The 22,223-nt window shown below is 58.3% G+C and carries 17 protein-coding genes; 5 read left to right on the top strand and 12 right to left on the bottom strand.

Annotated elements, in window-relative coordinates; all coding sequences use genetic code 11:
• Positions 1-235: 235 nt before the first annotated feature.
• The 6 genes from BMW84_RS17580 to BMW84_RS17610 all read right to left on the bottom strand — a co-directional run bounded on the left by BMW84_RS17580 (position 236) and on the right by BMW84_RS17610 (position 8,264).
• Complete coding sequence (locus BMW84_RS17580) at positions 236-1,864, bottom strand: response regulator (RefSeq protein ID WP_091070674.1); 1,629 nt, start codon at positions 1,862-1,864, stop codon at positions 236-238.
• Entirely contained in the window at positions 1,864-3,663 is a 1,800-nt protein-coding gene (locus tag BMW84_RS17585; RefSeq protein WP_091070675.1) for a cache domain-containing sensor histidine kinase, read from the bottom strand. Before BMW84_RS17585 ends, BMW84_RS17580 begins: the two co-directional genes overlap by 1 nt.
• Before the next feature lie 336 nt (positions 3,664-3,999).
• The gene (gene pstA, locus BMW84_RS17595; RefSeq protein WP_091070679.1) at positions 4,000-4,893 is read right to left on the bottom strand and encodes a phosphate ABC transporter permease PstA; all 894 of its coding nucleotides are present in this window, start codon (positions 4,891-4,893) and stop codon (positions 4,000-4,002) included.
• Entirely contained in the window at positions 4,890-5,837 is a 948-nt protein-coding gene (pstC, locus tag BMW84_RS17600; protein WP_091070680.1) for a phosphate ABC transporter permease subunit PstC, read from the bottom strand. The genes pstA and pstC overlap by 4 nt, the downstream gene beginning before the upstream one ends.
• 81 nt (positions 5,838-5,918) lie before the next feature.
• Positions 5,919-6,782 carry a phosphate ABC transporter substrate-binding protein gene (locus BMW84_RS17605; RefSeq protein WP_091070682.1) on the bottom strand — a complete coding sequence of 288 codons (864 nt, stop codon included), beginning with the start codon at positions 6,780-6,782 and terminating at the stop codon, positions 5,919-5,921.
• A 66-nt stretch (positions 6,783-6,848) separates the two neighbouring features.
• The gene (locus tag BMW84_RS17610) at positions 6,849-8,264 is read right to left on the bottom strand and encodes a stalk domain-containing protein (RefSeq protein ID WP_139209642.1); all 1,416 of its coding nucleotides are present in this window, start codon (positions 8,262-8,264) and stop codon (positions 6,849-6,851) included.
• A 291-nt stretch (positions 8,265-8,555) separates the two neighbouring features.
• Here BMW84_RS17610 and BMW84_RS17615 point away from each other — a divergent pair, with 291 nt between their 5' ends.
• The 4 genes from BMW84_RS17615 to BMW84_RS17630 are packed head-to-tail and all read left to right on the top strand — an operon-like array spanning position 8,556 to position 14,370.
• The gene (locus tag BMW84_RS17615) at positions 8,556-9,287 is read left to right on the top strand and encodes an ABC transporter ATP-binding protein (RefSeq protein WP_091070685.1); all 732 of its coding nucleotides are present in this window, start codon (positions 8,556-8,558) and stop codon (positions 9,285-9,287) included.
• On the top strand, positions 9,284-10,318 hold the full coding sequence (locus BMW84_RS17620) for an ABC transporter permease (protein ID WP_091070687.1): 1,035 nt from the start codon (positions 9,284-9,286) through the stop codon (positions 10,316-10,318). Before BMW84_RS17615 ends, BMW84_RS17620 begins: the two co-directional genes overlap by 4 nt.
• 56 nt (positions 10,319-10,374) lie before the next feature.
• Positions 10,375-11,085 (top strand): TetR/AcrR family transcriptional regulator, encoded by a 711-nt coding sequence (locus BMW84_RS17625; protein WP_091070688.1) that lies wholly within the window; start codon positions 10,375-10,377, stop codon positions 11,083-11,085.
• A 3-nt stretch (positions 11,086-11,088) separates the two neighbouring features.
• Positions 11,089-14,370 carry a DEAD/DEAH box helicase gene (locus BMW84_RS17630; protein WP_091070690.1) on the top strand — a complete coding sequence of 1,094 codons (3,282 nt, stop codon included), beginning with the start codon at positions 11,089-11,091 and terminating at the stop codon, positions 14,368-14,370.
• A gap of 70 nt (positions 14,371-14,440) precedes the next feature.
• Here the strand turns inward: BMW84_RS17630 and BMW84_RS17635 are convergent, their stop codons facing one another.
• The 6 genes from BMW84_RS17635 to BMW84_RS17660 form a co-directional block, all read right to left on the bottom strand.
• The gene (locus tag BMW84_RS17635) at positions 14,441-16,141 is read right to left on the bottom strand and encodes an exosporium glycoprotein BclB-related protein (protein WP_175498876.1); all 1,701 of its coding nucleotides are present in this window, start codon (positions 16,139-16,141) and stop codon (positions 14,441-14,443) included.
• 23 nt (positions 16,142-16,164) lie between these two features.
• Positions 16,165-16,521, bottom strand: a complete 357-nt coding sequence (locus BMW84_RS17640) for a hypothetical protein (RefSeq protein WP_091070691.1) — start codon at positions 16,519-16,521, stop codon at positions 16,165-16,167.
• 211 nt (positions 16,522-16,732) lie between these two features.
• The gene (locus BMW84_RS17645) at positions 16,733-17,749 is read right to left on the bottom strand and encodes a Gfo/Idh/MocA family protein (protein ID WP_091070693.1); all 1,017 of its coding nucleotides are present in this window, start codon (positions 17,747-17,749) and stop codon (positions 16,733-16,735) included.
• A 20-nt stretch (positions 17,750-17,769) separates the two neighbouring features.
• Positions 17,770-18,882, bottom strand: coding sequence for a Gfo/Idh/MocA family protein (locus tag BMW84_RS17650; protein ID WP_091070694.1), 1,113 nt, complete (start codon positions 18,880-18,882; stop codon positions 17,770-17,772).
• Entirely contained in the window at positions 18,879-19,658 is a 780-nt protein-coding gene (locus BMW84_RS17655; protein ID WP_091070696.1) for a sugar phosphate isomerase/epimerase family protein, read from the bottom strand. Before BMW84_RS17655 ends, BMW84_RS17650 begins: the two co-directional genes overlap by 4 nt.
• Positions 19,659-19,709: 51 nt before the next feature.
• Positions 19,710-20,870 (bottom strand): Gfo/Idh/MocA family protein, encoded by a 1,161-nt coding sequence (locus tag BMW84_RS17660; protein WP_091070698.1) that lies wholly within the window; start codon positions 20,868-20,870, stop codon positions 19,710-19,712.
• Between the two features lie 176 nt (positions 20,871-21,046).
• On the opposite strand from BMW84_RS17660, the gene BMW84_RS17665 reads away from it, so the two are divergent.
• Positions 21,047-21,874, top strand: coding sequence for an AraC family transcriptional regulator (locus BMW84_RS17665; protein ID WP_091070700.1), 828 nt, complete (start codon positions 21,047-21,049; stop codon positions 21,872-21,874).
• The last annotated feature ends 349 nt before the right edge of the window (positions 21,875-22,223 follow it).

The following is a 22,223-nucleotide window of genomic DNA, read 5'->3' on the forward strand; positions in this document are numbered from 1 at the left end:
GGTCCTACTTCCTTTCCCAACAGTTTGGTTTCTATGTGTCTATAGGTTAATTATAAAAACGCTCTCATTCCGGGGATATACAAAAAAAACACACAGGTATCAAAAACGAACGATGTTGTAAGCGTTACCTAAAAGCGGATACATTTTGCGGACAGACAAAAAAACACCCCTTCCGCCGGAAACGGATGGGGTGAAGGCTGCCGGATATTGTCGATTCTCGCGCGGAGGCCGAAGCTTAGCGCTGGGAGAGGGTTTGGTATTCGCCCGGCGACATGCCGTACGCCTGCTTGAACAGCGTTCCGAAATAGGAGGTGTTCGGTATACCCACCTTCTCAGCAATGACCGATACCCTTTGCTTTGTCGTCCGCAGCAGCTCTTCAGCGCGCGACAAGCGGTGGCTCTGAATGAATTCGATCGGCGTTTTACCCGTGTTTTTCTTAAAAAGCATGCCGAGATGGTTCGGGGAGACGAACACTTCTGCGGCCAGATAGGCCAGGCTGAGCTCCGGATTGCCGTAGCGTTCCTCCACCAGCCGGATGACCCGGTCGACCACGTATTCCTCCTTGTTCTCCCGCTTCTCGTGCAGCCGGGCGGCAATGCTGCGGATTACGGCCAACACGTACCGCTTCATGTCCGCCCGGCTTTCGCAGTCCAGCAGCGCCTCCAGGCTCGATGCACCTTTTTCGGCCGCTCCGGGATGAGCCGGCGCGGCCAGTGTCTCCAGGTGCTCAATCAGCCCGCTGAGCAGTCCGCCCACATAGGCCGGGCCTGCGCCGGGATACTCCGCCAGCCGCGCGAAGATCTCATCGATCGCGTCCAGCGCTTCCGCCTCCCGGCCGCTTCCAAAGCTGGCGCGAACGGCCTTCTCCAGCTCGCGGACGCCGCGCCCCAGCGCCTCCGCGTCCCGGACGAAGCGCTGCCGCGCCTCTTCCTCGGCTCCGGCGGCTACAATGCCGGACAGGCCGCTCCATACCGCGGCCTTCAGCGAACGGAGCGCCTGCGCATAGGCTGCAGGCGCCTGCTCCAGCGCCGCCATGCCCGCATCGCGGACCAGAATCCAGCGGCCCTCTCCGCCGCTGGGCTCTCCCGGGTGCTCGGCCGCGTACGCTTCCGCAAGCTCGCGCAGCAGCAAAGGCGCGAGTTCCGCCTGCCGCTGCGCCTCCTCCGCTTCCAGCGCAAACAGCAGCGCAAAATCGGCATGCACGCCGCCGCCGATCGCCTGCGCCAGCACCGGCCGGTCCAGTGCCGTTTCCGCCCGGCCTTCCAAGGCATCGATCCCGCCGTCGAGCGGCGAACGCAGAATCCACACCGCATAGCCGGCCGGCAGCCGCTCCCCATACCCGCTCAGATGCGCGCCGACATCGGCCGCCTGCTCCAGTCCTTCGGCCCGCCCGGCCAGCAGGTCGCTCAGCGCGTGGCGGAGGAACGCCTTGCGTCCGGCTTCGAGCAGGTCCAGCTTCTCCGCTTCCTCCAACTGCAGCCGGCGCTCTTCCTCGCAGGCCCGCACCACCCGCCGCATCACCGTAAGCATTTCTTCCTCTTCGACCGGCTTCAGCAAATACTCCGCCGCGTGGAAGCGGATCGCTTCCCGGGCGTATTCAAAATCATCATATCCCGTCAGGATCACGATATGCACCTGCGGCAGTTCTTCACGGACCCGCTTCGCCATGTCCAGCCCGTTCATCCCGGGCATTTGAATATCCGTCACGATGATATCGGGTCTGAGCCGGACGGCCTTCTCCAGCCCGTCGATCCCGTCAAAAGCGGTATCCACCGTATCGACGCCAAGCGCCGGCCAATCCAGAAACTCGACCAGCCCCTCCCGCTCCCAGCGTTCATCTTCAACGATCAGCACTTTAAACATTAGATGAGCCTCCTTGCTTTGAACGAAATCGTGATGACCGTCCCGATGCCCAGCCTGCTGAACAACTCCAGACGGTGTTCTTCGCCGTAATGCGAGCGCAGCCGGCTGGTAATATTGGCTACCGCATATCCGCTGCCGCTGGACGCCAGCGGCCGTTCCGCCTGGATATCGGCGATCCGCTGCGCCGTCATCCCGACGCCGTCGTCGATAATCCGCAGCACCGCCCAGCCGTCCTCGACGCTCGCTTTAATAATAATCGTGCCGTGCGAACGTTTCGGTTCGATGCCGTGCACGAGCGCATTTTCCACCAGCGGCTGCAGGATATTTTTCAAGGTCACGAAATCCTTGACCTCGTCCTCCACTTCAAAAACGGCGTCAAACCGGTCCTCAAAGCGGAACTTCTGGATCGCCAGATACGCCTTGACCATCTCCAGCTCATTCTGGATCAGCGTTTCCGAACTTCCTTTGTTCAAGACAAGCCGGTAAAATTTGGCCAGAGAATCCGAAATCCGGGCAACATCCGGCGCCTTCGCTTTGCGGGCCACCCAGGAGATCGTCGCCAGCGTGTTGTACAGAAAATGCGGATTGATCTGCGATTCCAGCGCTCTAACCTCCGCCTCCCGTTCCAGCAGCTCGGATTTGTACACCCGTTCGACCAAATCGTGAATCCGCTGGGTCATATGATTAAAGCTGTGCGTCATCTGGGAGAACTCGTCGTTGCCGATGACCGGAACCGAGACGCCCAGCGAATCCTCGCGCACCTGCTTCATCGCCTTGAGCAGCTGCTTCATCCGCGACAGCAGCTTCACCGTCACAAAGTACACGAACAAGCTCAGCACCAGCAGCGCCGCCGCCAGCACGAACAACGTCGTGTAGAGCGAATCCTGCACCTTTTGGACGACATGGCTGACGGGAAAAGCCCCGATGATCCTCAGATTCGGCCCGGACAGTGGAATGGAAATGACGATGGAACGGGTTCCGTTGACGGAAGCCAGCCGGTTGGCCGCACCTCCCGTAATCCAGTTCCCGAGCCCGACCTGCTCCGCGTTTTCACCATAGGCTTCGGGAATATTGTCCGATACGATCCGTCCGTTCCCGTCTACGATGTAAACGTTGCCAAGAGTGCCTGATACGGAGTCGCGCAGGGACTTGAATAACTCTTTTTCCGTAATCTCGATTTCGACCAAACCCGCGATGCCGAAGTCGTGAAAGGAATAGATTTTGCGATTATAGGACAGCACATCGGCCACCGCCGATACATCCGGACGTACGAGCAGCAATTTCTCCTTATGGACGCTGCGCCATTCCGACTTTTTGCTGTTGTCCGCCAGCAGCGCACTGTAATTGGGATCGCTTTCTACCCGGCGCAAGCCGAAAAATCCGTCGTAGCCCCCGTACAGCTCCGGAATCTGGGGGTTGCTCATATAGACATGAATGGAATGAATGTAGGGATTTTGCCGCATGATGTTGTCGATGCTCGGTGCGACATTGTCGCGGTAATCCTGAAGCTGAAAGCTTTCATTGGTAAAATCGCTGTCCAGCAGCGTCTGAATCCGCGAATCGAAGGCGATGATCTGCGAAATGTTCTCCGTCATCTTGATCTTCTCTTCAATGCTCGCTTTGGTCTGCAGCAGGTTCTGTTCCATGATCGTCTGCGCCTGCTCGATGGCCGACCCCGCCGCCTGCTTGTATAAGGTATACCCGGTAAGCACCAGCGATACCAATAAAATGGAGACAAAGATCATGACGAATTTCGTCGTCACGCTCCAGTTCCGATAAAACCGTAGGAAACGCGCCATGCCATTTCACCCTTCCCTTGCGATTGCTGCCTACCCATTGTACAACTCCGGGGGGGATTTGTGTATCGGTCGGTTTGTGTATCGGTCGGGCACGACTGCGGGAATGTTTGGATTTCCGGCCGCTGTTGTTTCCGGATTCCCTGGATTATACCGCTGTTCGCGGTAGAAATCCGGAAACAAAGGCGGACGCTGTCGCTCCTCCAATTCCAAACCTCCCTACGTCGTTTCCTCCCTCTACACAAATGTGTGTGGGCATATAAAAGCAGGGCAGTGTTTCTCCCGTTGCCGGAGATACACTGCCCTGCGGGCTCTAAAAAAGTATAAAAGATGAATCCCTTACAGCCCCGATTTCTTCCCCGCGCCGCGTCTGGACCACCAAAGCGGTGCGCGGAACAGGAAGTTGATCAGGAGCACGACGATGACCAGTACGGCCGCGGATTTGTCCGCGATTTGCCGCGCGTCCTCAACGATGGCTTCGGATTGGACATACCACAGATGCACGGCCAGCGTTTCGCCCGGGGAGAACAAATTGAAATCCCACATCTCGCCGGAGGTGCTGAGGCCTGCGGTCAGGATGATGACCGCCGATTCCCCAAAGGCGCGGCCGGCCACGAGGCAGATGCCGGTGATAATCGCCGGCATCGCTACCGGCAGCACCACTTTGCGGATGACGTGGAACTTGGTCATGCCGAGGGCATAGCCGGCTTCGCGGATATCCCCCGGAACGGCGCGGACCGCTTCTTCGGTCACGCGGGCCAGCATCGGCAGGTTCAGGAACGCCAGGCTGACGCCGCCGCCGAGAATGGTGAGGCCGACGCCGAGGTAGTCGGCGAAGATCGCCAGGCCCAGCAGACCGAACACGATCGACGGAACGGAGGACAAGGACTCTACGCAGATGCGCAAAGCTCCGGTAAATTTATTGTCCGGGGCGTATTCCGCCATATAGATGCCTGCGCCGACGCCGATCGGAATCGAGATGATCAGCGACAGAATCAGGATGTAAAAGGAGTTGAACAGCACCGGACCAATCCCGCCGCCGGCGTCCATCTCTTCGGGCTGCTTGATCAGAAAGTCCGGGCGAAGCTGCGGCAGGCCTTTGCTCAGTATCGTAAAGAGCAGCCAGAAAATGAGCAGCATGACGAGCGCACCCAGCGCGTAGAAGCAGAAGGTAGCAATTTTGTTGTTCCGCTGCGCCCGCAGGGTGGCTTTGCTGCGTACGAATCCGCTCATGCTTCCCCGCCTCTCTTTCTGCCGAGAATCCGGATGATCAGAATCATGACAAACGAGATGATCAGGAGCAGGAACGCCATCATATGCAGGGCATAGTTCCAGGTCGAATCGAATTCAACGTTGGAAATTTGCATAACGATATTACTGGTCAATACCGATGTCGGAGAGAACAGCGATTTGGCCAGCTGCGCCGTATTCCCGATAACCATAACGACAGCCATCGTTTCGCCGATCGCCCGGGTCATCCCCAGAATGACCGCGGAAATAATGCCGCGGCTGGCCGCCGGAAGCACTACGCGCATAATGACCTGCAGGCGGGTAGAGCCCAGCGCATATGCGGCATCGCGGTATTTGCGCGGGACGGCGACAATCGCATCGTCGCTGATCCGGCAGATGGTCGGCAGTACCATCAGCGCCAGCACCAGCGCCGCTGCAAGGAGACCGTCGCCGAGACCCTCGCCGCTGGCGCGGCGCAGGAACGGAAGCAGCACGGTGAGTCCGAGATAACCATATACAATTGAAGGAATTCCGACGAGCAGGTCAAGCACAGGCCGGATAAAATTTTTCATCCATTTCGGCGCGATTTCGGCGCAGAGTACAGCCATCCCTACCGAAATCGGCACCGCGATCAGCAGGCTTAATGCCGTGAGGGAGAGTGTATTTATAATGAAGGCAGCCGCCCCAAACGAATCTTCCTCCGGCGTCCAGTTGAACGACAGAAAGAAGTCCGCCGGTGAAATGTGGGCGAACAGAAGCAGCGCCGTTTTGCCGATAAACACAATAACCAGCCCCAGTACAAAACAAAGGGCCAAAATGCTGAATAAGAAGTAATAACGGAAAAGCTTGTTGCTGAACATATGCTTGCTGTGGCGTTTCGCGCTGGCAAAGCCTTCTTTATAATTTTTCTGGACCCGTGTAGACAGGTTGTGGACAGGTGCCCCCATACTTTCCCTCCTGTATAAAGAGCCAAGCCCCGGAGGCAATCCGAGGCTGGGCACTGCTACTCATCGTATGAACTATTGCAATTAGCCTTTCATCGCCGACAGCGGGATGAATTTCAGCTTTTTCAGCGAACCTTGTTGGAACTTCTTGCTTTGTACGTATTCGATGAATTCTTTGGTTGCGCCGGTTGGCTGGCCTTTCGTCATGTAGTAACCGTAAGACCAGATTTTGTACGTTCCGTTAATTACGTTGTCTACGGATGCAGCTACACCGTTGAATTTAACGGCTTTGATGTCACCGCCGGTTACGTATACAAGGTCAATGAATCCGATGGCGTTCGGAGTCGTAGCTACAGCAGTCTTCATGTCGCCGCTGGAGCCGGTTTCTTTGTAGTTGGAAGAACGTTTGTTGATGTCGCCGCCGGCCAGAGCCTTGGCTTGGTAGTTAACGCGGGTACCGGAACCGAAAGAACGGGTAATCAGCACGATGTTGGCATCCGCGCCGCCGACTTCTTTCCAGTTGGTGATTTTACCGGACCAGATGCCTTGCAGCTGCTCGGTGGTCAGATTGTCTACCGTTACATTTTTGTTGACGATGGTTGCGAACGGAATAACCGCTACTTTGTTTGCTACTTGGCCGTCGAATGCTTTAAAGCCCGGTACGTCCGTGCTTGCATCCCAGTCGCACGCGCCGATGTCGGCGATGCCTTTTTTAACGGCTTGCGGCCCGGTTACGGAACCTTTGCCGGATGCGGCGATTTTTACCTTCGGATGCTCCTTTTGGAATTCCTTGGCCGCTTGCAGCGTCAGTGGCAGCAGGGCCGTGGAACCGTTGACGGTGATTTTTCCTTTCAGGCTGTCGGCTGCACCCGCAACCCCTGCAAATGCTGCTGTTACCGCGATTACGGCGCTGAGTGCCGTTACCGTAAGTTTGTTAAAAACTTTCATTGTTAAAATTCTCCTTCCGGCGTTCTGCCGCTAAATGTGTGGGTCTATTCTTGAAGAAAGCCATTATTATTTCGTCAATGTCAGCACTTTGCCGCCTTGCACTACTTCAACCTTGCCGTCCGAGATGATGGCCAGCTTGCTGCCGTCCTTGGATACAGCCACTTCGGATACATCATCCGAGGAGTGGAACAGCTCGGTTTTGGCTCCGCTTGCGCTGATCGAGTATACCGCCGTGCTGCCGTCTGTAGCGGTACCGGCTACAACCAGACCGTCTCCGGCTGCCGTGGACCAGAACACTTCTACGTCCGTAGCGATCGCGTTGATCGTTTTGTCGGCGCTGATCGATTTCAGCGTGTTTGGTGCTGTACCGTCAGCGTCTGCGCTCAGGTAAACCACTGCGCCGTTCGACAGGATTTCAGGATACAGCTTGTTGTCCAGGGCGGTGGTCAGTGCGACCGGTTTAGCGTCTTTCGTAGCCAGATCCAGCGAGTAGATTTGCTCAGCCGCGTTGCTGTAATCGACAGTCAGGGAATCTTCCGTGCTGTCGGCGTCGTTTTTTGCGGTTCCTGTTACGTTCACGATATAAACAAGCTTTTTGTCGTCCGCCGAAACGCGGACTTCGGATTTATTTTCAACCTTGTCGTCGAGCAGCGTGGTCAAAGCGCCGGTTTCAACGGAGATTTTGCCGATCTTTTCTTGCTTGTCTCCCATGAGGAAGTAGAGCGTTTTGCCATCGGCGGACCAGGTGTAGTCCACTTTAACGCTGGTGTCGGTGCCCAGGGAGCTAACGGCTCCGGTGGAGAGGTTGATCAGCTTCAGTTGACCATTTTCATCGCTGAATGCGCCCCATTGTTGATCCGGGGATACAGCTACGTCAACCGCACTGCTGTTCGAAGTGAACAGATCGTAGTTGCCGGGATGCGTGGTGAATTTGTAAATTTGCGTCGTTTCGGCGTCGCTCTTGTTAGCGAGCAGCGCGCCGTCGGCGGTCCATACCAGCGTGTCATACGAACCTTCAGGACGGGCAAAGCTGAGGATGGAAGTCGATGCCGCATCCAGTTCGCCGCCAAGGGCGTTAACTGTCTTGGTCAGTTCAACATAAGTTTTGCCGTTATAAATAACAGGGGCTACGGTGAAGGATTGAGCAGCGCCGTCCACCGAATAGCTTTTCGCGCCCACTTGAATGTGTACAGTATGTAATCCCTTGCTGTCATTCAGTTCATAACCGTTCGCGCCTGCGACCAGTTTGGCTCCGAGCGCTCCGGCTACTTCGCTCAGCGCATACAGTTTATAACCGTTGCTGTTAATGGTGCTGAACGTGGAGGAAGCTCCGTCAACAGACCAGTTGCCTGTGCCTGTTGTTACTGCGGCCTTAACGGATGCGGCGCTGACACTGCTGCTTGTTGCCAAAACGCTTCCCGCACCTCCGGCTACAAGAACTGCCCCAGCCAAAGCCGCGCTTAACCATTTACTGTTTTTCAATTCGATTCACCCTTTTCCTATAGGTAACTGCTAATGTTATTTTCATCCACGAGTGTCAATTCTGTTCCTGAGGATTGTTATGGAAATATTAAGTAAACGGGCAGAAGTTGTACCTTCCCGCACCCGGTGCCGGTTTTTGTAAAGCAGACGTTAAAATCAGCCTCTGTGTTAAGGTCTGGACATAAAATGTTTAAATGAAGGGCGGGTAAATTTACGGTTTACAACGGGAAAAAGGAAGATTACAATAATGAGTGAGGACTCACTCATATTTTAATGAATTGAGGAGATACGATGAATTTACAATCGCTTGTCGTTGAAGTGAATGGCGTGTACCGGACCTTCGACCGCAAAACCGTGCTGAAAAACATCTCTCTGCAAGTAACCAAAGCCGAAACTTTCGGCATCCTCGGCCCGTCCGGCTCCGGCAAAACCACGCTGGTTAAGCTGCTCAACGGGATCGACGAAGCAGACGCCGGCGAGGTGCACGTCTTGGGCGTGAAGATGCCCGCACTCTCCATGCTGCAGAGCATCGGATACATGGCCCAGTCAGATGCGCTGTACACCGAGCTTAGCGCCAAAGAGAACCTGGAGTTTTTTGCTTCATTATATGGACTGAAGGGCGGGAACCGTGTCCGGCGGATCGCCGATGTGATGGAAGTCGTGAACCTGCAGGAACATCTGCGAAAAAGAGTCGGGCAATACTCCGGCGGTATGAAACGCCGGCTGTCCCTTGCGATTGCGCTTCTGCACGAACCTCCGCTGCTCATTCTCGACGAACCGACCGTGGGCATCGATCCACTGCTGCGGCAGTCGATCTGGCGCGAGCTGAAGGCGCTGAACGCCAAAGGCACGACGATTATTCTGACGACGCATGTCATGGACGAAGCGGAAAAATGCGACCGGCTGGCGATGATCCGGGACGGCGAGCTGCTCGCGGTGGATACGCCTGAAGGGCTATTGCAGGCTACGGGCTCGGCTTCGATCGAAGAAGCGTTTCTGTATTACGGAGGTGCACGGCAATGAGAATCCAGGCAATTGCATTACGTATACTGCAGCAGTTTATCCGTGACAAACGGACGATGGCGCTGATGTTCGCTGCTCCGCTGCTCGTCCTTAGCCTGATGAGCCTCGTGTTCAACAGCGATAGCTACACGCCGCGCATCGGCCTCACCGGGGGGATGAGCATTCTCGCTCCCGCGCTGGAGAAACAGAAGGTGGAGGTTACGCCTTACACCTCTGCCGAGAACGGCGAAGCGGCGTTGAGAAGCGGCGACATCGATGCCCTGATCCAGGGAGACGGGAATCGGCCGCAGGTACTGCTGGAAGGCAGCAATCCAACCGCCAGCCGCGCCGTCATGGGGGCGCTGCAGGAGGCGGTGACTTCGTTGCTCCCCGCAGCTTCCGGGATGGCGCTGCAGCCGCAGATCGATTATTTGTACGGCGCGGACGACATGCGGACGATTGACCGCTTCGGCCCGATTATGATCGGCGTTTTCGTCTTTTTCTTTGTCTTCCTGATCGCCGGCGTCTCGCTGCTGCGCGAACGGACGACCGGAACGCTGGAGCGCCTGCTGTCGACGCCGCTGAAGCGCCGGGAAATCGTCTTCGGCTATGTGCTCGGTTTCGGCATTTTCACCGTGTTCCAAGCACTCCTGATTTCCTGGTTCTCCATCCAGGTGCTCGGCATTATGATGAACGGCAGCTTCGGTCTGGTGCTGCTGCTCACCCTGCTGCTCGCGATTTCGGCGCTGACCCTGGGGACGCTTCTCTCCGCCTACGCCGCCAACGAGCTGCAGATGATCCAGTTCATTCCGCTCGTCATTGTGCCGCAGATTTTCCTCAGCGGACTATTTCCGCTTGACACGCTTCCGCTCTGGCTGCAGCGCATCGGGCTGGCGACTCCGATCTATTACGGCGCCCAAGGACTGATCGACGTTATGATCCGCGGCAAAGGCTGGAACGCCATCGCCGTCGACGTGATGGTCCTGATCGGATTCTCGCTCGTATTTATGTTCCTGAACATCATCGCCCTGCGCAAGCACCGCAAAATGTAAATCCGGGCCGCATGTGGTACGATGGACAAAGCATGATTTTTTTGGAGGACCGTTTTATGGATAAAACACAGCCTGAACATGAACGCGAATTTGAAGCATGGGTCGAGGAAATGCTCGCCCTGAGCGAAGAGCAGAAGATGACGCCGAAGCAGATCGCCATCCTGCGCTCAGCGGTGGAGGTTTTTGCCGAAAAGGGATTTTCGGCGGCGGCCACCAGCGAGATCGCCCAAAAGGCCGGCGTGGCCGAGGGCACGATTTTCCGCTACTACAAGACGAAAAAGGATCTGCTGCTCGCCATTGTCGCCCCGACGATGAGCCGGATGATCGCTCCGTTCGTGCTGCGCAATTTCGGCGACGTGCTGGTGACCCCGTACGACACTTTCGAGGCCTTTTTGCGGGCGTTTACCCTCAACCGGCTGGAGTTTGCGCGGAATAATTTTAAAATCATCAAGATTCTCATTCAGGAAATTCCATTTCAGCCGTCGTTGAAAAAGCAGTTTCTCGACAATGTTCTCAGCCAGGTGCTGGAGCGGGTCAGCTCGGTGGTGGAACGGTTCCAGCAGGAAGGGCAAATCGTTGACGCTCCTTCGCCGGCCGTCATCCGCTTTGCGGCTTCGTCGGTGATCGGCTACCTGCTGACCCGGCTGCTTCTCCTGCCGGAGCAGGAATGGGATGATGAACAGGAGGTCTCGCAAATGATCTCCTTTGTCATGCATGGCATCAGCCGGAACGACGCAAAGGATCACCCGGCTGCCAGGAAGGAGTAGGCCGTGCGCTATTATGTACCTGAGCGGGTCATCCAGCTGCTGTGCGGCAAACCGCGCGTTCTTGAAGGGCGGCAATATGTGAAGGCGCGGCGGGTTGCGCTGGTCCGCGAATCAACCGATCCCGTTCGGGAGGCCACTGCGTATTCGGCGCAGGTCTACGGGCGTATATGCCATGAATGCGAGCTCGAGATCGACGCCGACGGCGCGGTCAGCGGGGCCTGCGACTGCGAGGTATACCGGCACAGCGGCCAGTTCTGCAAGCATATCGCCGCAGTTCTGATGGAGATTCTCGAGCGCGAAGTGAACGGGGCAGACGTCGCCGAATCCATGGAAGCGGACTGGAACCGGCCTATCCCAGATAAAAGCGGAAGTCTGCCGCAGGCAGACGAACCTGCCGACCGCGAGATTGTGGACGGAATGCTGGAGCTCTTTGCCGAGCCAAAGCCCCGTCCCAGCGGCGCGGGTGTCTATGTCGACAACCGGGTTCCGCTGCTGGCGGAATTTACAGTAATGCCCCTGGAGGAGCGCGGCGCAGAGCGGCTTGGCCTTGAGCTGAAAATCGGGCTGCAGCGCCTGTATGTGGTTCAGCAGATCCGCGATTTTCTGGATCATGTAGACCGGGGACAGCCTTATCCCTTCTCCGCGAATTTCACGTATGACCCTGCGGTCCACGCCTTCCGCGCCGAAGACGACGCCGTGATCCGCCAATTGATTGCCCTGGTGAAAAACGAAAAACTGTACCAAAGCAGCGCGTCAGGTTACAGTGCCGAGCGCCGGCTTGAGCTGCTGCCGTTCTTCTGGGAGGCGCTGCTGCCTGGACTGCTCGCCGCTCCGTCCGCGTGGCTGCGGCAAGGCAACGATACGGAGAAGCTCGCGTTGTCCGAAGAGGCGCTGCCGCTGGTCTTTCAGCTTGAAGCGGATGCTGCCGGGGACTACCGCTTCGGCGCCGAGGGTCTCGACGGCCTGCAAGTGCTGGAAGCTTACGGCCTGGCGGTCAGCCGCGCCGCCCTGTTCCGCCTGTCCGCATCGGACTGCCGCCGGCTGGCGGGGATGAAACGTCTGCTTGCCGGCTCCGGCAGGCAGACGTTCGCGGTCGCCCGCGGACAGATGGAAGCTTTTCTGGATAAGGCCGCCGCGGAGCTGGGCGTTCTCGGCGAGCTGCGCATCGCGGAATCGGTTGCCGAGCGGATCGTCCAGCCGCAGCTTCAAGCGAAGCTGTATCTGGACCGCGTTCGCGACCGGCTGCTCGCCGGACTCGAATTCCAGTACGGGGATATCATCATAAATCCCCTGGAGGAAGCTGCGGGCAAACGTGAAGAACGTCCCGTACTGCTGCTGCGCAACGGCGAGGCGGAGCGCAGCATCCTCGAGCTGATGGAGCATCCGGGGTTCATGAAGACGGAAAGCGGATATGTGATGACGGAGGAAGAGGGCGAATACGACTTTCTCTATCACACCATTCCCCGGCTTGAGCCGCTGCTGAAGGTGTATGCCACCACTTCGGTCAAGGAGCGGCTGTGGAGCGGTTCGGCCCAGCCGATGCTCCGCTTGAGCTGGAACGAAAAGACCGATTGGCTGGAAATTAAATTCAATATGAACGGGATCGCCGAGGCCGAGATCGTACATGTGCTGGAAGCCTTGCAGGAGAAACGCAAATATTACCGCCTCCCGGGCGGAGCGCTGCTCCCGCTGGAAGGCGAAGCGTTTCAGGACATTCTGCAGGCCATCAACGAAGCGGGCATCCGTGCCGGCGACTGGAAAAGCAGCGGATATACCCTGCCGCTGGTCCGCGGGCTGCACATGAATCCCGAGCAGGCGGAGGGCGCGGCGGTCCGCTTTGACCGCCCGCTCCGCCAGCTGCTTCAAAGCCTGCGGCATCCCGATCACGCCGACTTCCCGGTGCCGGCCGGTCTGGACGGCGTGCTGCGGGACTATCAGACGACCGGCTACCAATGGCTGAAGACGCTGGCCCGTTACGGGTTCGGCGGCATTCTCGCCGACGATATGGGCCTTGGCAAAACGATCCAGAGCATCGCCTTTCTCCTGTCCGAAGCGGAAGTCATCCGTTCGGGCGGCAAACCGGCGCTGATCGTTGCCCCGGCTTCCCTGCTGTACAACTGGCTGAACGAGCTGAAGCGTTTTGCTCCGGGGCTGACGGCCGTCGTCGCCGACGGACAAGCCCAGGCCCGCAGCCGGCTGCTCGCCCAGTTGGAGGGCGTCGATTGCGTTATCACTTCGTATCCGCTGCTACGCCGGGACATGAAGACGTATGCCAGATTATCCTTTCATACGCTGATTCTGGATGAAGCCCAGACCATCAAAAATCACGCCACGCAAACGGCGCAGGCTGTCAAGGCGCTGCAAGCGCGCCACCGGTTTGCGCTGACCGGCACGCCGGTGGAAAATGCGCGGGAAGACGTATGGTCAATCTTTAACGTAATTATGCCCGGACTGCTGCCGGGGCTTAAGGCCTTCCACGATATGGCGAAGGAAACCGTCGCCCGGCGGATCCGGCCTTTCCTGCTGCGCCGGCTCAAACGCGATGTGCTCCGAGAGCTGCCGGATAAAATCGAGTCGCTGCAGGCGTCGGAGTTGCTGCCGGAGCAGAAGAAGCTGTACGCGGCTTATCTGGCCCGGCTGCGCAAAGAGGCGCTTAAGCATCTGGACAGCGACACCTTCGGCAGAGGGCGTCTGCAGGTGCTGGCGGGACTTACCCGCCTGCGCCAGCTCTGCGACCATCCGGCCTTGTTCGTCGACGGGTACAGCGGCGGCTCGGCAAAATTCGAGCAGCTGCTGGAGATTGTCGGGGAATGCCGGAGCGCCGGCAAACGGGCGCTTATTTTCTCCCAATTTACGGAGATGCTGACGCTGATCCGCAGAGCCTTGGGCGAACAAGGCATTCCTTATTTTTATCTTGACGGAGCGACGCGCCCGGCTGAACGGATCGAGCGGTGCCGGCGGTTTAACGAGGGGGAACGCGAATTTTTCCTGATCTCCCTGAAAGCCGGAGGAACCGGACTCAACCTCACGGGAGCGGACACGGTCATCCTTTATGACCTGTGGTGGAACCCGGCCGTGGAGCAGCAGGCGACCGACCGGGCCCACCGGATCGGGCAGACGAAGGCAGTGCAGGTTATCCGGCTTGTTGCGCAGGGAACGGTGGAGGATAAGATGTATGAACTGCAGCAGAAGAAAAAAGATCTGCTGGACGAATTGGTCCAACCCGGTCAAGAGGGCATGTCCCGCCTGACCGAGCAGGACATCCGGGAGCTTCTCATGCTCTGAACCGTTATGGCAGGCAAAAAAACAGGGACTTTTCCGGCGTGCCGGAGAGTCCCTGTTTGGGTTAAGGCGATTATACGATGTTCAGGCCGGCACTTGCATATCCGGCAACCGTAGATGCGACGTCCAAACCAGCCGTGACCGTTGCCGTAAACACGAGCAGCAGGCGGGTTCCGGCGGTAACCGGGATGCTGAGTCCGGTCGTGATGCCGCTGGAAATGGTACCCAGCGCAACAACGCCGGTTAATGCCGGTGCCAGCGTAACCACAGCTCCCGGCACGGCCGTAAAGGTATTGTTCGGCGTAGCGGAAGAGAACAACTGGGCCGTAACGGTAACCGTTGAACCGACCAGCGTGAGCGCTGCTGTCGTGCTGAAGTATGCCGCCAGCGAGGTGATCGTGCCCGCGCGAGGCGCCGAAAAGGCTTCGTTGACCAGAACCCCGGGACCTCCCGACAAATCGATGGTGCCTCCGGTGATGGTGACGCCGGCGGCGTTGGTTCCGAATCCGACAAGGGACGAGGTATTCAGAAGGCCGCCCAGCACGGTGGTCAACGTCGCGGGCGTGCCGGATGCAAAGGGAATAATCGCTCCCGAACCGGTTGCGCCGGTGGCGCCAGTCGAACCAGTGGCTCCCGTTGCTCCGGTCGCACCTGTGCCACCCGTCGCTCCGGTCGCTCCTGTACTGCCGGTGGCTCCCGTCGCACCCGTGCCGCCCGTCGCTCCGGTCGCACCTGTGCCGCCCGTCGCTCCCGTTGCGCCCGTGCCGCCTGTTGCTCCCGTTGCGCCTGTACCGCCCGTCGCCCCGGTGGCACCTGTGTCACCCGTCGCTCCGGTTGCACCTGTGCCGCCCGTTGCTCCGGTCGCACCTGTGCCGCCCGTCGCTCCCGTTGCACCCGTGCCGCCCGTTGCTCCGGTCGCGCCTGTACCGCCGGTGGCTCCGGTCGCACCCGTTGCACCTGTACCGCCAGTGGCTCCCGTTGCACCCGTGCCGCCCGTCACTCCCGTTGCGCCCGTGCCGCCCGTTGCTCCGGTCGCGCCTGTGCCACCCGTCGCTCCCGTTGCGCCGGTGCCGCCCGTTGCTCCGGTCGCACCTGTACCGCCGGTGGCTCCCGTCGCACCCGTTGCACCCGTGCTGCCCGTTGGTCCGGTCGCGCCTGTGCCGCCCGTTGCTCCGGTCGCGCCTGTGCCGCCCGTCGTACCCGTTGCACCCGTGCCGCCCGTCGCTCCGGTCGCACCTGTACCGCCCGTTCCTCCGGTTGCACCTGTGCTACCCGTTGCTCCGGTTGCGCCCGTGCTACCCGTCGCTCCGGTCGCTCCTGTGACTCCGCCTGCGGCGCCTGTCGGGCCGGTTGCTCCCGTTGCCCCGGATGCACCCGTAGCGCCTGCTGCGCCGGTCGCACCGGTTGGGCCAATCAACGCGCCCAGCAGTTCAGCCGACACCAAGCGATGTGCGGTGGTGATTTGTCCGGAACTATCCTTCCCCCATACCGAAATCTGCAGCGGCTCGTTCACAGGATCTTCATCCGTGGTAAACACAAATTCAAAAGCATCGAAAGCCGCAAAGTGATCGATCGAAAGCTCTTCGCCCGGTTCAACCACGACCAGCTCGCTGACGTAAAGATTTCGCGTACCTCCTGCCAAATAAAAGCCTTGAAGCAATAAGCCGGTCGTGACCGTATCGCTGCGGTTATCCAGGCGGATCGTTACAAATTGCGTAGGTCTTATGCCGTTGACCATATTGTTCTCAATAGGACCCGTAGAAAATAAACTCATTGGACTCTCTCCCTCTCTCTCCTTTATTGTTGATATTTTTCATAGGTTATGATCCGATGGGCAGTGACCAATTCCCCGGTTCCTGATTTTCCCCATACCGAAACGCGCAATTGATCGCTCACCGCATCGTTTACCGTAAAAACAAACTCAAGGGCATCCAGGTTTGCATAATAACTATTGGTAACGACTTGGCCCGAACCAATCGAAACATCCTCGCTGACATACAGATTTCGGGTTCCACCCAGCAGATAATAGCCCTGGACCAACACATTCGTCATGATTTCATTGCCGGCGCAATCGATAAGAACGGTTACCGTCTGTGTAGGACGCACACCGAATACCGGGTTATTTTCTATCGGTCCGGTCGAAAAAATAGCCATTTCTCCTTCAATCCTCCCTTCTAATCTCCCGCCTTCCATACGAATCTCAAACTCTAGCGGCAGACCCTAATGAATCGCGCAATATACGATATTCAGTCCATTCATTTGCGGTGTGGACAAAAGACAGGCCCTGCATCCCCAAATCTATCGGTGCTCGCCCACGCAAAAAAGAGCATGGCGCAAGGCCATGCTCTGGTGTTCGAACTCTTTTTCAGGAAAAAGCTCTTACTGCCGTACCCGAAGATTCATAAATATCGGCCGCCAGCTTCACTGCCTTCAGCCCCTCCCACGCATCGATGGGAAAAGGCGTATCCGAGTCCAGACATGCATAGAAATCACGGATCAGGCTGACGTGGCTGCTGCCCCAATACGATTTTCCCGGAGGCCCGCAAGGAGCGTCCACGCCGCAGAGCAGAACCTCCTCTTCCTCGCCCTTGCGTAAATAAAGCGAATCACGGCGCTGCGCCAGGCGTCCGCCTTCAAACACCAGCTCCAAATCGATGGGCGAATTCTCGACAAATCCGTTCGTTGCATAAAAGACGGCGGCGGCTCCGTTAGCAAAAGAAATCCGGGCATGCGCCGTATCCTCCACCTCAATGCAGCCGCCTAGCGCGTCCGTCGTAACGCTGCCGCGGACCGAAACGATCTCTCCGCCGAGCCATTGCAGCAGATCCAGCGTATGGATCGCCTGATTCATCAGGACGCCGCCGCCTTCCGTGGCCCATTTCCCGCGCCAGGGGCTCTGCGTATAATAGGCCTCATCCCGGTGCCAGGTCACGACTGCCTTCATCCCGATGAGCCGACCCAGCTCTCCCGACCTTACCAGCTCTTTCATGCGTACGGAAGGGTCATTATAGCGGTTCTGAAAACAGACACCGAGCTGCGCACCGCTCCGCGCAGCGGCTTCCGCCAGCTTCAGGCCTTCGCGGTACGTATGGGACATCGGTTTTTCGGTAAGGACATGTTTGCCTGCCGCCAGCATGGCCAGTGCCATGGGAACATGCAGATGATGCGGCGTGCAGAGATGCACGACGCCGATATCCGCACGCAACGCCAGTTCACGGTAGTCGGTCAATGCTTCACAGCCGTACGCCTGCGCCGCAGCCTGCGCCCGCACCGGATCGCTGTCGACCACCGCCCGCAATCGGCCGCCGAGTTCGGTCAGCGCTTTGGCATGCAGCGGAAAAATGCTGCCGCAGCCGACGATCGCCGCTCCTAGTTCATTCATTCCTATCGCCTCTCCTCATTTTAGAAACGCAGCGGCTGCTGAGGCCGCACTCCCGCAGCGACGGCCGTAGTGATTGCCTGATTTTGCGCTTGCAGGCAAAGTTCCGCGGCTTTGAAGACATGATCCTGCGTCATCGCCTTTTCCGTGCGGCCCAGGCAGTCCAGAATCAACTCGCCGAAAAAGGGGAAGCCGATTTTGCCGTGGACGTCGGCGTAATGCTCGCCCTTTTTGTCCGCCCAATACACATGGTCGCCTACGGAAGAACGGGCAAGGTCCGCATATTTGCGCAGCTCAATGAATCCGTCCGTTCCCAGAATGGTGCATCTGCCGTCGCCCCACACGCTAAGCCCCTCCGGCGTGAACCAGTCTACCCGGAAATAGTTCGTCGCGCCGTTGTCTCCGACCAGCGTTGCGTCGCCGAAGTCCTCCAGCTCCGGGTATTCGGGATGCGCGTAGTTTCCCGCCTTGCTGTGCAGCACCTTCGCGTCGCGGCAGCCGGCGTAATAGAGAAACTGCTCGATCTGATGGCTGCCGATGTCGCAGAGAATGCCGCCGTATTTGGCTTTTTCGAAGAACCAGGCCGGGCGCTGCGTTGCGCTGAGCCGGTGCGGACCCAGACCCAGCACCTGAATGACCTGACCGATGGCGCCCTCCGCAATCAGCCGTCCGGCGTAGACGGCACTCTCCACATGCAGACGCTCGCTGAAATAAACCATATATTTGCGGCCGGTTTCCCGCACGGCCTGTCTGGCCGCTTCGAGTTGATCCAGCGCCGTAAACGGCGTTTTGTCCGTAAAATAATCCTTGCCCGCCTTCATGACGCGCAGGCCCAGTGGCCCCCGTTCCGAGGGAATCGCAGCTGCAGCAACCAGGCGCACCTCCGGATCCTCCAGAATCTCTTCGGGCGTCCGGGCGGCCTTCACGTTCGGATAGCGCTCCATAAACGCTTTTACCCGGGTTGGTTCGGAATCATAGACCCATTTCAGCGTCCCGCCCGCCTCCAGCAGACCGTTGCACATTCCGTAAATATGCCCGTGATCCAGCGCCATTGCTGCAAACACGAATTCGCCGGGCCGGACAACCGGCTTCGCCTCATGGACGGGAGCGTACATCATGCCGTCTTGTGCGCTCATCCCCGTACACCTTCGCATTTGGCCTGCAGATATCTCCAGCTCATGGCGAGGCTTTCAAACGGATCACGCCGGCATTCGTCCTGCTCGACCACACGCCATTCCACTCCCGTCTCGTCGCAGGCGCGGATGATGGCGTCATAGTTCATATTGCCTTCGCCGACTTCGGCGAACAGCTGCTTGCCGGACACGATTTCCATATCTTTGAAATGCACGACCTGCATCCGGCCGGCCACTTTATGGATCCACTCCACCGGATCGCCGCCTCCGGCCTGCACCCAATACAGATCCAGCTCGAACCCAAAGGATGCGGGGTCCGTCTCCTCCAGCAAAATTTGCAGCGCCGTCTTGTCGCCGAAACGCTCGAATTCAAAATGATGGTTGTGGTACACGAATTGCAGGCCGTGCTCCTCTTGGAGCTTGCGGGCGATTTCGCCGGCCTTGGCCGCAAAATTCCGGTAGCCTTCGGCCGAATCCCTATACACTTCCGGCAAGGCTCCCAGGCCGACGTAACGGCAATCCCACAGCGTGTGCTGGGCCGCCACCGCCTCCAGCTCCTGCTCCAGCCGGTTCCAGGGCGTATGGGTGGCGCAGATCGAGAGGCCTTCGGCATCGGCCAATGTCTTCACGGTCTCGTCCGGAATCGGGCCGATGCCCGAGACTTGAATGGACCGGTAACCTGCCGCCGCCACCTTGCGCAGCGAATCCCGCAGGCCGTCTGCAGTTTGCGTATAATGCCGCAGCGTGTACAGCTGGGCCGCCAATTGTTCGGATCTCATAATGCGATCTCTCCTTTATGATGATGCGTATGTGGAGTCACCCGACTGCGCCTAATGCGTTCCGGTGACGTCGAGCGTGCGGGAGACGGTTTTTTTCACATCCTTCGAAGCGGCGATCTTCTCCTCCAGCAATTGATGGAACCGCTCCTCATCCAAAGGAAGCTGCACCCAATCATCCTCCCAGGAGGACAAATACATGGCATTCGATAGCGTCAGCCCCCGTATGCCTTCTTCGCCGGGAGCCAGCAGCTTCTCGCCGTGCAGAATGGCATTCGTAAAATTGCGGAGGATGCCCAGATGCTGTTCCCCGTCGCCGGGAGCCACCGGAATCTCGCATTTCCAGCATTCCGGCGAGCCGAAGCCGCCTTTAAATGCGGCATTCCATTCCGGTTCGGGCGTCCGCAGTCTCCAGAAGACGAGCTTGCCGTCTTCCACGACGATTTTTCCGCGGTCGCCGCTGACCTCGAACCGGTTCGTGCCCGGCGCTTCGCCCGTCGTCGTCACGAACAGGCCGGTCGCTCCGTTGGCGTATTCCACATAGGCGGTTACATCGTCCTCGACCTCGATATCGTGGTATTTGCCGAAATGGCAAAACGCCCGGACGCGCACCGGCATCATCCCCGTCGTCCACTGCCACAAATCCAGCTGATGCGGGTCCTGATTCAGCAGCACGCCGCCGCCTTCCCCCGCCCAGGTCGCCCGCCAGCCGCCGGAATCATAGTAACTCTGGGAGCGGTACCAGTTCGTAATGATCCAGTTCGTGCGGCGGATTTCTCCCAGCTCTCCGGATTCGATCAGCTCCTTCAGCTTCTGGTACAGCGGATTGGTCCGCTGGTTGTACATAATGCCGAACACCAGGCCGGAAGCCTCGGCTTTGGCGTTCATCTCGCGGACCGCCTTGGTGTACACGCCCGCGGGTTTCTCGATCAGCACATGCAGTCCGGCTTCGAAGGCCTGGAGCGCCAGCTTGGGATGGTCATAATGCGGAGTGGCGATGAGCACCGCATCGATGGTTCCCGATGCAAACAGTGCCTCAGCCGTATCGAACCTTAGCACGTTGTCCGGCAGGCGAGTCGCTGCCCACTCGAGCCGTTCCGGAGCGGTGTCGCATACCGCGGCCAGCTCCGCCCCCTCTACCTTGTCCAGCAGATGTACCGCATGGGCGCTGCCCATGTTGCCGATGCCGATGATGCCGTATCTTAGCTTTTTCATGCCTGGAATGAACCTCCTCGTTAAACTGCTGCCTTGAGAATATAACGTTTTCATTAGGAGGAGAATGCCCTGAACTAAGACAGATTTGCACTATTCTAAGGTGTTCATGCCAAACGATATGGCTTATACTAGAAAAAACATTGCACCGAACATTACGCCGAAAGGTTGCCGAATCCATGTCCGACTTCCCTTCCTTTGCCGAAAGCCTGATGGAGAACCTCAGCGTATCCGTCTCGCTGGTGCACTCCCGGTCGCAGTTTGGCGGCTGGAACCGCACGGAGGAAATCCCCTCCTTCAACCGGCTTTATTATATTGCCGAAGGAGAAGGCAGCGTGACGCTTAACGGCGTTACGTATGCTCCGCAGCCGGGGCAACTGATGATTATGCCCGCCGGGTCTGTGCAGACGACCACGACGACCCGCGAACATCCCTACGCGCGGCATTTTTGCCATTTCGATGCCTTTATCGGGGAATGGCCGCTTTTTCCCGCGGACGGGCGAATGATTCTCGTCGACGCCGCCCATCCGGAAGACATCCGCCGCCAGTTCCTGGAGATGGAGGCGCAGTTCCGGGAGGGCGGGTATCTTGGGCCTTTGCGGACCAAGGCGGGCTTGCTGCACATGCTCGCGTACTGCATGGAGCTCAGCGGATATGCGGACGAGCTGAACCGTTTCCTGCGGCATGAAGAACGCGGCAAGCTGAGCAGCGTGCTGCAGTATATCGAGGACCATTTGGATGGCCCGATCGAAATCGATACGCTGGCGGACATCATCCACCTGCATCCCAACTACTTCATCCCGTATTTCAAAAAAGTCATGGGCGACACGCCCATGCACTACGTCCAGCAAAAGCGGATGGACAAAGCGAAACGGCTCTTGTCCTTCTCCGGCCTGCCGGTCTCCGGCATCGCCGAGCGCCTTGGGATGGACCTGCCGTATTTCTCGCGTGCCTTCAAAAAAGCGACCGGCGTCAGTCCGAGCGCTTACCGCAACGGCTCGAAATAGGCTGCAGCGGATTGCGATGCGGTTGCTCCCGAAGCCAATGCTCCAACGAACCCCCACCTGGGATTCTCATCCCCCGGAGACGCAAAACAGCCTTCCCGTAGGAAGGCTGTTTGTATGACGTCCCAGAAGGGATACCGGCCTAAAGGGCGGATTGCGATGCGGTTGCTCCCGAAGCCAATGCTCCAACGAACCCCCACCTGGGATTCTCATCCCCCCGAGACGCAAAAACAGCCTTCCCGAAGGAAGGCTGTTTGTATGACGTCCCGGAAGGGATACCGCCGTAAAGGGCGGATTGCGATGCGGTTGCTCCCGAGGCCAATGCTCCAACGAACCCCCACCTGGGATTCTC

Source organism: Paenibacillus sp. NFR01 (assembly GCF_900111565.1).
In the GTDB taxonomy this organism is placed as follows: domain Bacteria; phylum Bacillota; class Bacilli; order Paenibacillales; family Paenibacillaceae; genus Paenibacillus_AQ.

Excerpts from the sequence above, each read along its gene's own strand:
- BMW84_RS17580 (WP_091070674.1), bottom strand. The coding sequence starts at position 1,864 with ATGTTTAAAGTGCTGATCGTTGAAGATGAACGCTGGGAGCGGGAGGGG.
- BMW84_RS17585 (WP_091070675.1), bottom strand. The coding sequence starts at position 3,663 with ATGGCGCGTTTCCTACGGTTTTATCGGAACTGGAGCGTGACGACGAAA.
- pstA (WP_091070679.1), bottom strand. The coding sequence starts at position 4,893 with ATGAGCGGATTCGTACGCAGCAAAGCCACCCTGCGGGCGCAGCGGAAC.
- pstC (WP_091070680.1), bottom strand. The coding sequence starts at position 5,837 with ATGGGGGCACCTGTCCACAACCTGTCTACACGGGTCCAGAAAAATTAT.
- BMW84_RS17605 (WP_091070682.1), bottom strand. The coding sequence starts at position 6,782 with ATGAAAGTTTTTAACAAACTTACGGTAACGGCACTCAGCGCCGTAATC.
- BMW84_RS17615 (WP_091070685.1), top strand. The coding sequence starts at position 8,556 with ATGAATTTACAATCGCTTGTCGTTGAAGTGAATGGCGTGTACCGGACC.
- BMW84_RS17620 (WP_091070687.1), top strand. The coding sequence starts at position 9,284 with ATGAGAATCCAGGCAATTGCATTACGTATACTGCAGCAGTTTATCCGT.
- BMW84_RS17625 (WP_091070688.1), top strand. The coding sequence starts at position 10,375 with ATGGATAAAACACAGCCTGAACATGAACGCGAATTTGAAGCATGGGTC.
- BMW84_RS17635 (WP_175498876.1), bottom strand. The coding sequence starts at position 16,141 with ATGAGTTTATTTTCTACGGGTCCTATTGAGAACAATATGGTCAACGGC.
- BMW84_RS17640 (WP_091070691.1), bottom strand. The coding sequence starts at position 16,521 with ATGGCTATTTTTTCGACCGGACCGATAGAAAATAACCCGGTATTCGGT.
- BMW84_RS17645 (WP_091070693.1), bottom strand. The coding sequence starts at position 17,749 with ATGAATGAACTAGGAGCGGCGATCGTCGGCTGCGGCAGCATTTTTCCG.
- BMW84_RS17650 (WP_091070694.1), bottom strand. The coding sequence starts at position 18,882 with ATGAGCGCACAAGACGGCATGATGTACGCTCCCGTCCATGAGGCGAAG.
- BMW84_RS17655 (WP_091070696.1), bottom strand. The coding sequence starts at position 19,658 with ATGAGATCCGAACAATTGGCGGCCCAGCTGTACACGCTGCGGCATTAT.
- BMW84_RS17660 (WP_091070698.1), bottom strand. The coding sequence starts at position 20,870 with ATGAAAAAGCTAAGATACGGCATCATCGGCATCGGCAACATGGGCAGC.
- BMW84_RS17665 (WP_091070700.1), top strand. The coding sequence starts at position 21,047 with ATGTCCGACTTCCCTTCCTTTGCCGAAAGCCTGATGGAGAACCTCAGC.